A 9,036-nucleotide genomic window follows, 5' to 3' on the forward strand; every position below is an offset into this window, starting at 1 on the left:
CCGCTGCAGGGCCTGCTCCCGGCCGGAACCCGTCCGCGACGCCCTGCGTTCCCGGCTTCGTCCGGGGCGGACGCACTCCCGGACGAAGGGGAGAAAACGATCAAGGGAACAAATGTTCTATTCTCTCGGCGAGTGCTACCGAGGAGGCGTCCATGCGCTGGAACCATCTGGCCGACAACCCCGCCGCGGCCGCGAACAGCGCGCTCTTCGCCGCGGACGCGGTGACCACGCGCACGTTCGACACCCCGGAGTTCCAGAAGATCACCTTCCACGAGATCCGGGCCCGCTCGATCGTGAACCGGGTGCCCGGCGCCTCGCGCATGCCGTTCGAGTGGACGGTGAACCCGTACCGCGGCTGCACCCACGCCTGCGTGTACTGCTTCGCCCGCAAGACCCACAGCTACCTGGACCTGGACACGGGCATCGGCTTCGACTCACAGATCGTCGTCAAGGTCAACGCCCCGGAACTGCTGCGCGGGCATCTCGCGTCCAGGCGCTGGCACGGCGCGCACATCGCGATGGGGACCAATGTCGACTGTTACCAGCGGGCGGAGGGCCGTTACCGGCTGATGCCCGGCATCATCTCGGCCCTGCGCGACCACGCGAACCCGTTCTCGATCCTGACCAAGGGAACGCTGATCCTGCGCGACCTCGAACTGCTGCGGCAGGCGGCCGAGGTCACCGACGTCGGCATCTCCGTGTCGGTCGGCTTCGTCCACGAGGGGCTGTGGCGCACCGTGGAGCCCGGCACCCCCTCCCCCGCACGCCGCCTGGACGTCGTGCGCGCCCTGAGCGATCTCGGCATCGACTGCGGGGTGCTGATGGCACCCGTCGTCCCGTTCCTCGGCGACCACCCGGACCAACTGCGTGACACGGTCCGGGCGATCGCCGCCGCCGGTGCGACGTCCGTGACGCCGCTCGCGCTCCATCTGCGCCCCGGCGCCCGGGAGTGGTACATGCGGTGGCTGGGGCAGCACCACCCGCATCTGGTGCGCCGGTACGAGCGGCTGTACGCGGAGGGGCCGTACGCGCCCAAGTGGTACCAACGGCGCATCACGGGCCATGTCCACGAGCTTGCGGCGGAGTTCGGCATCGGGCCGTCGCACCGGGGGACGCCCCGCCGGCTGCCCGTGCGCCGGAAGGACACCGCATGGTCCGACTCCTCCGGCCCGACCCAGTTGACCCTGCTCTGACGAACCCTCTCCGAGCCGACGACCCCCAGAACGCCCTTATCAGAAACACAGGCAACAGGGCAAACGGGTCAACTCTTGTCACTACGTGTCCTTCCGGGCGTGAATGCGGGGAGCATGCGGCGACGGCCGTGCCACGCACGGCCGTGTTCCCCCGTGTTCCCCACCCCGGGATGCCATATGACGAAACGTTCAGGAATTCTCGTCGCCGTGGGCGCGACGGTCGCCGGTCTGGTGACCGCGGCCCCGTCCCCGGCGGCCGCCGACGCCGAGCCCCGGTCCGCCACCGCCCCGCTCCGCTGGACCGACTGCGGCACCGACGCGTACCCGCGGCTCCAGTGCGCCTCGGTCCGTGTCCCGCTGGACCATGACGACCCGTCGGGCCGGCACATCACCCTCGCCCTGTCCCGGGTCCCGCACACCGCGAAGACCTTCCAGGGGCCCCTGCTCGTCAATCCGGGCGGTCCCGGGGGCAGCGGTCTGCCGATGGCCGGATTCGTCGCCTCGTCGCTGCCGAAGGCGGTGGCCGCGCAGTACGACGTGATCGGCTTCGATCCGCGCGGCGTCGGAAGGAGCAGGCCGGCCCTGGACTGCGTGCCCGGGTTCTTCGATCCGCCGCGACCCGACTCGGTGCCGTACGCGCCCGGGGTCGAGCAGGCCAACCGGAACCGCACCGCCTCCTTCGCGAAGACGTGCGGCGAGAAGTACCCGGACCTGCTCCCCCACATGGACACGGTCAGCGCCGCCAAGGACCTCGACGTGATCCGCCGGGCGACAGGTGCCCGTCGGCTCAACTACTTCGGCTACTCGTACGGGACGTACCTCGGCGCGGTGTACGCCAAGTTGTTCCCCGAGCGGGTGCGTCGCATGGCGCTCGACTCGAACGTCGACCCCGACGGTGTGTGGTACGAGGACAACATCGGCCAGAGCTACGCCTTCGACGCCCGCCACAAGGCGTTCGTCGCCTGGGTCGCGAAGCACGACAGCGCGTACGGGCTGGGCGACGACCCGGAACGGGTGGAGCGCGCCTGGTACGCGATGCGCCGGGCGGTCGCGGAGCACCCCGCGGGCGGGAAGGTCGGGGCGAGCGAGCTGGAGGACACGTTCCTGCCGGGCGGGTACTACAACGGCTACTGGCCGCGCCTGGCCGAGGCGTTCTCCGCCTACGTGAACAACCACGACGAGAACGCGCTCGTGGAGGCGTACAAGAGGTTCGGCGCCCTCGGCGCGGAGGGCGACAACGAATATTCCGTCTACACGGCAGTGCAGTGCCGGGACGCCCCGTGGCCCCGCGCGTGGAACACCTGGCGCGACGACGGCCGGCGCGTGCAGGCGAAAGCCCCGTTCTCCATCTGGAACAACACCTGGTACAACGCACCGTGCGCGGACTGGCCGGTGGAGCCGCTGCGTCCGGTGCGGGTGTCCAACAGGAGCCTGCCGCCGGTGCTGCTGTTCCAGGCCACGGACGACGCGGCGACCCCGTACCGGGGCGGTGTGACCATGCACCGCGAACTGCGCGGCTCCCGCCTCGTCGTCGAGCAGGGCGGCGGCAACCACGGCATCACGCTGAGCGACAACGACTGTCTGGACACCTACCTGGCCGACTACCTGGCCAAGGGCACCGTCCCGCTCGGCCGGACCGGCGGGTCCGAGGCGGACGCGGTCTGCGCCAAGTCCCCCGACCCGACACCCACGGCCGACAGGGCGGCGAAGGCGGCACGCGCGACCGTCGCCGAGACCAGGGGCGGCGTCCTGCACCGGCTGCTCGGCTTCCGGGGCTGATCAGCGGGCCGGGCGAGCGGCCATGTGCCAGCCCGCGGGGGCCCGACGCGACGCGCCGGGCCCCCCCACGACCGCGCACCGTACACCCGCGCGCCACGCGCGGCGCACGCCCGCACATGCCCGCGCACCGTGCGTCCGCCCGCTTCGCGCATCCCGTACGCCCGGCCCCGCACGCCCCGTACGACCGACCCCGCGCACCGTGCGTCCGCGCGCTCAGCCCGCCCGCAGCCGCTCCAGCGCCTCGCGTGCGGCGCCGCCCAGTCTCGGGTACGGCAGGGCCGCCTCCAGGAGCGGGCGGGCGCGTTCGTCCGCCAACTGCCCGAGCCCCTCCACGCAGGCGAGCGCCACCCGCCAGTGCGGATCACCGGGGGCCAGGAGGCGCTCCAGCGTGGTCATCAGCGCGGGTACGGACTCCGGTGCCCGCAGTGCGGTGAGCAGCCGTACCGGGTGAAGGGCGTACGCGGTGCGCAGGGAGTTGGTCGCGAGGGCGGCGGCCGCGCGCGGGGTGCGGGGGTCGCCGAGACGCGCCAGGGCGTGAGCGGCGCAGACGCAGCGCTCCGGGTCGCGGTGGTTGAGCAGCAGGACCAGCGTCTCGAACGCCCGCCGGTCCCCGGCGCAGCCGAGCCGGAACGCGGCGATCTCCCGCGCCCAGAGCGGGCGTTCGCGTTCCACGAGGACGCGGGCCAGCTCCTCGTCGTCATCGGTGGCGACCATCCGGCGGAACGCGTCCGGCTCCCCCGCCGCGTCCGCCTCGTCCGCCAGCCGGTCCGTCAGCGACCGGTACTCCTCGTCCATGACGGCCAGCGTATCGGCGAGCACTCTGCGCATCGACAGGCCGGACACGTGTGATGTGACGCACGACGGCCCGGGTCTGGCGCGCTCGTTACCAGCGAGTTAATCTCATATGAGCGGGACACGATCCCGCCGGCTCCGGTGGCCTGGTGACGCAGCCATCCGGAGTGCTCGTCGGTTCGGCAGCTTCGTGAGACGCGACTCCGGGACAGAGTCCGTCGCCCTTCCGGTCCGGGCGTGCCCGTCGCCCCCGGACCGAGTACCACGACACGCAATCGCCGTGGCGCCCCCGCGCCGGTTCCTCCTGCGCGCACACCTCGCGCCGGTCTCCTTCCGTGCGCCCTGCGCGTTCTCACCGTCGTCACTCACCCTCTGGAGTCCCGTGATGGACACCCCGCTCAGCACCATTGCCGTCGTCGGCCTCGGCACCATGGGCACCGGCATCGCCGAGGTCCTCGCCCGTGCCGGTCACGAGGTCATCGGTATCGACATCGACGGGGCCGCGACCCGTCGGGCGGTCGCCTCGCTGGAGGCCGCGACCGAGCGCGCCGTGCGGCGCGACCGGATGACGGAGCGCGAACGGAGCCGGGTCCTCGACCGCTTCCGCACCCACGACGATCTGCGCGCCGCCGCGGACGCGGAGCTGGTCGTCGAGGTCGTCCCGGAGTCGTACGAGATCAAGCAGCAGGTGTTCCGGGAGCTCGACGCGATCGTCTCCCCGACCGCGATCCTGGCCACCGGGACCAACGCCCTGTCGGTGACACGGCTGGCCGCCGAGTCGCTGCGCCCCGAGCGCGTGCTCGGGCTGCACTTCTTCAACCCCGCCCCGGCGATGAAGCTGGTCGAGGTGGTCTCCTCGGTGCTGACCGCACCCCCGGCGGTCGAGGCGGTCACCGCGCTCGCCCGCAGCCTGGGCAAGGAGCCGGTCGCGGTCGGCGACCGGCCCGGCTTCGTCGCCGACGGGCTGCTGTTCGGCTACCTCAACCAGGCCGCCGCGATGTACGAGGCGAACTACGCCTCCCGCGAGGACATCGACGCGGCGATGAGGCTGGGCTGCGGACTGCCGATGGGCCCGCTCACCCTCCTCGACCTGATCGGGATCGACACCGCGCGCACGGTCCTGGAGGCCATGTACTCCTCGTCGCACGACCGGCTGCACGCCCCGGCGCCGATCCTCCGCCAGCTCAGCGAGGCGGGGCTGACCGGCCGCAAGGCGGGGCGCGGCTTCTACACGTACGCGGAGCCCGGCAGCCGGACGGTGGTGCCGGACGCGCTGACCCCGCGCGGGGACGCGTCGCCGGTCGTGGGGCGGCCGGTGCGGTCGGTGGGCGTCGCGGGCTCGGGCACGATGGCCTCGGGGATCGCCGAGGTCTTCGCGAAGGCCGGTCACGACGTGGTGCTCGTCGCCCGCGGGCAGGAGAAGGCGGACGCGGCGAAGGCCCGGATCGCCACGTCGCTGGAGCGTTCCGTGGCCAAGGGGCGGCTGACCGCCGAGGCGCGGGACGAGGCACTGGCCCGGATCACCCCGGCGGGCACGCCCGACGCCCTCGCCGAGGTCGATCTCGCGGTCGAGGCGGTCGCCGAGGACCTGGCGGTCAAGCAGCAACTGTTCACGACGCTGGACAAGGTCTGCAGGCCGGGCGCGGTGCTCGCCACCACCACCTCCTCGCTGCCGGTCGTGGCGATCGCGCGGGCCACCTCGCGTCCGCAGGACGTCGTCGGCATGCACTTCTTCAACCCGGCACCGGCGATGAAGCTGGTCGAGGTCGTCCGCACGGTGCTCACCGCGGACGACGTCCACGCCACCGTCCACGAGGTGTGCGGCGCGATCCGCAAGCACCCGGTGGACTGCGGGGACCGGGCCGGGTTCATCGTGAACGCGCTGTTGTTCCCGTACCTCAACAACGCGATCAAGATGGTCGAGGAGCACTACGCGAGCCTCGACGACATCGACGCCGCGATGAAACTGGGCGGCGGCTACCCGATGGGGCCGTTCGAACTCCTGGACGTCGTCGGGCTGGACGTGTCGCTCGCGATCGAGAAGGTGCTGCACGACGAGTTCCGCGACCCGGGACTGGCACCGGCGCCGCTGCTCGAACATCTGGTGGCCGCGGGCTGCCTCGGCCGCAAGACGGGGCGTGGCTTCCGCGAACATGCCCGACGCTGAACGGCCCCCGGCGCCGGGGGCCGGATGGGGCGGGCTGCTCGATCCGCCGGGTGGCCCGCCGCCGCGCGATCCGTCGGGCGGCCCGGCCCCTCGGGCGTCCTCACCCGCGGCGATGCAGTACGTTCACACCATGTCCCAGCCCGCCAGGTCCCCCCGTGTCTCCGCCGCGCCCGACCCGCAGGAAAGCGCCACCGGTACTCGCGCCGCCGCCCAACGGCTCAAAATGCGCCGCGAACTGGCAGCCGCGGCGATGGAACTCTTCGCGACGAAGGGGTACGAGGCCACGACGGTCGACGAGATCGCCGGCGCCGCGGGAGTCGCCCGGCGCACCTTCTTCCGGCACTTCCGCTCCAAGGAAGAGGCCATCTTCCCGGACCACGACGACACCCTCGTCAGGGCCGAGGCCGTCCTCAACGCCGCCCCCGCGCACGAGCACCCGCTCGACACCGTCTGCCGCGGCATCAAGGAGGTCATGAAGATGTACGCGGCCAAGCCCGCTGTTTCCGTGGCCCGTTACAAGCTGACCCGTGAGGTCCCCACCCTGCGCGAGGCCGAGATCGCCTCGGTGGCCCGCTACGAGCGGCTGTTCACGCGCTATCTTCTGGGTCATTTCGACGAGCGCGACCACGAGGCCGGCAACGACGACCCGTTGCTCGCCGAGGTGGCGGCGTCCGCGGTCGTCACCGCGCACAACCATGTGCTGCGGCGCTGGCTGCGGGCGGGTGGCGAGGGCGATGTGGAGGCCCAGCTCGACCACGCCTTCGCGATCGTCCGCAGGACGTTCGGCACGGGCATCGGGGCGGGCCGGATCACCGGTGGCGAGGCGGCGGCCCGGCCCGCCGCCTCGGTGGCGTCCGAGGGCGAGGTGCTGGTGGCGGTGGCGCGGACGGACGCGCCCCTCGACGAGGTCATGCGCACGATCCAGCAGGCGCTCCAGGACGGCTGAGCAGGCCGTTGGCGCGAGGGCGGGGCCCGGGCGCCGGGCCCGCCCCCCTCAGCCCCGCCCCTGGGCTCCGCGGAATCCGGTTGCCGCCCCCGTGTCCCGGTGCTGTGGTGTGCGGATGACTCATGATCGTGACGCACTTCTGACCCTTTTCGACCGCGAGGTGCGTGAGCACGCCCACCCCGACGGCCCCGGTGTCCGGGTCGAGCGCACCGGTGACGTCGTACGGATGACCGACCCGGCCGGGGGCTGGGGCACTGTCGTCTGGTCCGCCCCGGACCTCGACGCCCGCCGGGCGGACGCCGCGATCGCCGCGCAGGTGGCGCACTGCGCGGCGTCCGGGCTCGACGAGTTCGAGTGGAAGCTCTACGCGCACGACCGGCCGGCGGACCTCGCGAAACGGCTGCTCGCGGCCGGTTTCGAGGCGGACGAGCCGGAGACCCTGATGGTCGCCCCCGTCGCGGACCTCCCGACGGCGGTGGAGCTTGCGGAGGGTGTTCGGCTTCGCCCCGTGCGGGACGCGGACGACGTGGAGCTGATGGTCCGCGCCCATGAGCGGGCGTTCGGCACGGACGGGTCGCGGCTGCGGCACCTGGTGCTGACCAGGCTGGCCGCGGACCCCGACCACATCGTCGCCGTCCTCGCCATGGCGGGTGACGAGCCGGTGAGCTCGGCCCGGATGGAGCTGTACCCGGGCACCCGCTTCGCCGGGCTGTGGGGCGGCGGTACGGCCCCGGAGTGGCGTGGCAGGGGCGTCTACCGGGCGCTGGTCGCCCATCGCGCCGGGATCGCGGCGGAACGCGGCTACGACTTCCTCCAGGTCGACGCCTCCGCCCAGAGCCGCCCGATCCTGGAACGCCTCGGTTTCCTGGCCCTGACCACTACGACTCCGTACCTCTACCGCGCTCGTTGATCCTCTACCGCGCTCAATGATCGATCATCCGCCGGGCATATCCACGCGAACCGTCCCCCATGCCGCTCATGCGTGCCCGGCGGATGACAAGTGAGAGAAATTGTTGGCACCGAGTGCCTTGCCACCTGTCACGGAGTGCCATACGTTGAAGTTGTCCGGGTGGTCGGCGTACCGGAACCTCGCGTACGCCGGCTGTCCCAGCGGGCTCCTCGCCCGCGCGCCCGGACGCCTGCGTCACAGGCACAGCCTTCTGCTCCACAGAGCAGGCCCCAGCACCACCGGCCGAACCGACGGCACCACCTCCACACCTCAGCTCGCCCTCCGCTCGCGGGAACGCTCCGGCGTTCCCCGAGCGACCCATCCGCCGGAGGCACACCGTGAAGGAAATCCTGGACGCCATCCAAGCGCAGGAGGAATCGTCAGGCGGTTTTGCCGCGGACCGGGCGGCCGAGTTCGCGGCCCTGCCCGTCCCCGAGTCGTACCGCGCGGTGACCGTGCACAAGGACGAGACGGAGATGTTCGCCGGACTCGCCACCCGCGACAAGGACCCCCGCGCTTCGCTGCACCTGGACGACGTGCCGGTGCCCGAACTCGGGCCCGGCGAGGCCCTCGTCGCCGTCATGGCCAGCTCGGTCAACTACAACTCCGTCTGGACCTCGATCTTCGAACCGCTGCCCACGTTCGGCTTCCTGGAGCGCTACGGACGGCTCAGCGAGCTCACCCGGCGCCACGACCTGCCGTATCACGTCATCGGCTCGGACCTCGCCGGTGTCGTCCTGCGCACCGGGCCCGGCGTCAACGCCTGGCAGCCGGGCGACGAGGTCGTGGCGCACTGCCTCTCCGTCGAACTGGAGTCCTCGGACGGCCACAACGACACGATGCTCGACCCCGAGCAGCGCATCTGGGGCTTCGAGACCAACTTCGGCGGTCTGGCCGAGATCGCGCTGGTCAAGTCCAACCAGCTCATGCCGAAGCCCCGCCACCTCAGCTGGGAAGAGGCCGCGGCGCCGGGGCTGGTGAACTCCACCGCGTACCGGCAGCTCGTCTCGCGCAACGGCGCGGGCATGAAGCAGGGCGACAACGTGCTGATCTGGGGCGCCAGCGGCGGACTCGGTTCCTACGCCACGCAGTTCGCCCTGGCGGGCGGCGCCAACCCGATCTGTGTCGTCTCCAGCGAACAGAAGGCGGACATCTGCCGGCGGATGGGCGCGACCGCGATCATCGACCGCAGCGCCGAGGGCTACCGGTT

7 protein-coding genes are annotated in these 9,036 nt (G+C 72.1%); 6 read left to right on the forward strand and 1 reads right to left on the reverse strand.

The genetic code is table 11. The annotated features are described in order from the left end of the window. Nucleotides 1-152 precede the first annotated feature (152 nt). Both ACGF2V_RS12040 and ACGF2V_RS12045 read left to right on the forward strand, forming a co-directional pair. Nucleotides 153-1,193 carry an Rv2578c family radical SAM protein gene (locus ACGF2V_RS12040; RefSeq protein WP_362623651.1) on the forward strand — a complete coding sequence of 347 codons (1,041 nt, stop codon included), beginning with the start codon at nucleotides 153-155 and terminating at the stop codon, nucleotides 1,191-1,193. 177 nt (nucleotides 1,194-1,370) lie between these two features. Next, nucleotides 1,371-2,972 (forward strand): alpha/beta hydrolase, encoded by a 1,602-nt coding sequence (locus ACGF2V_RS12045; protein WP_362706566.1) that lies wholly within the window; start codon nucleotides 1,371-1,373, stop codon nucleotides 2,970-2,972. A gap of 213 nt (nucleotides 2,973-3,185) precedes the next feature. On the opposite strand, the gene ACGF2V_RS12050 is transcribed toward ACGF2V_RS12045, so the two are convergent. Beyond that, nucleotides 3,186-3,767, reverse strand: coding sequence for an adenylosuccinate lyase (locus ACGF2V_RS12050; RefSeq protein WP_362706568.1), 582 nt, complete (start codon nucleotides 3,765-3,767; stop codon nucleotides 3,186-3,188). Between the two features lie 382 nt (nucleotides 3,768-4,149). On the opposite strand from ACGF2V_RS12050, the gene ACGF2V_RS12055 reads away from it, so the two are divergent. The 4 genes from ACGF2V_RS12055 to ccrA form a co-directional block, all read left to right on the forward strand. Beyond that, nucleotides 4,150-5,931: a 3-hydroxybutyryl-CoA dehydrogenase gene (locus ACGF2V_RS12055; RefSeq protein WP_362623658.1), complete on the forward strand. Its 1,782-nt coding sequence runs from the start codon at nucleotides 4,150-4,152 to the stop codon at nucleotides 5,929-5,931. Between the two features lie 130 nt (nucleotides 5,932-6,061). Next, complete coding sequence (locus tag ACGF2V_RS12060; protein WP_362706570.1) at nucleotides 6,062-6,877, forward strand: TetR family transcriptional regulator; 816 nt, start codon at nucleotides 6,062-6,064, stop codon at nucleotides 6,875-6,877. 115 nt (nucleotides 6,878-6,992) lie between these two features. Next, nucleotides 6,993-7,787 carry a GNAT family N-acetyltransferase gene (locus tag ACGF2V_RS12065; protein ID WP_362706573.1) on the forward strand — a complete coding sequence of 265 codons (795 nt, stop codon included), beginning with the start codon at nucleotides 6,993-6,995 and terminating at the stop codon, nucleotides 7,785-7,787. Nucleotides 7,788-8,164: 377 nt separating this feature from the next. Then, nucleotides 8,165-9,036 (forward strand): crotonyl-CoA carboxylase/reductase (gene ccrA, locus ACGF2V_RS12070; RefSeq protein ID WP_392911753.1); only part of this gene is annotated, 872 nt, incomplete at its 3' end.

It is taken from the genome of Streptomyces sp. NPDC047982, assembly GCF_043204165.1.
Lineage (GTDB): Bacteria > Actinomycetota > Actinomycetes > Streptomycetales > Streptomycetaceae > Streptomyces.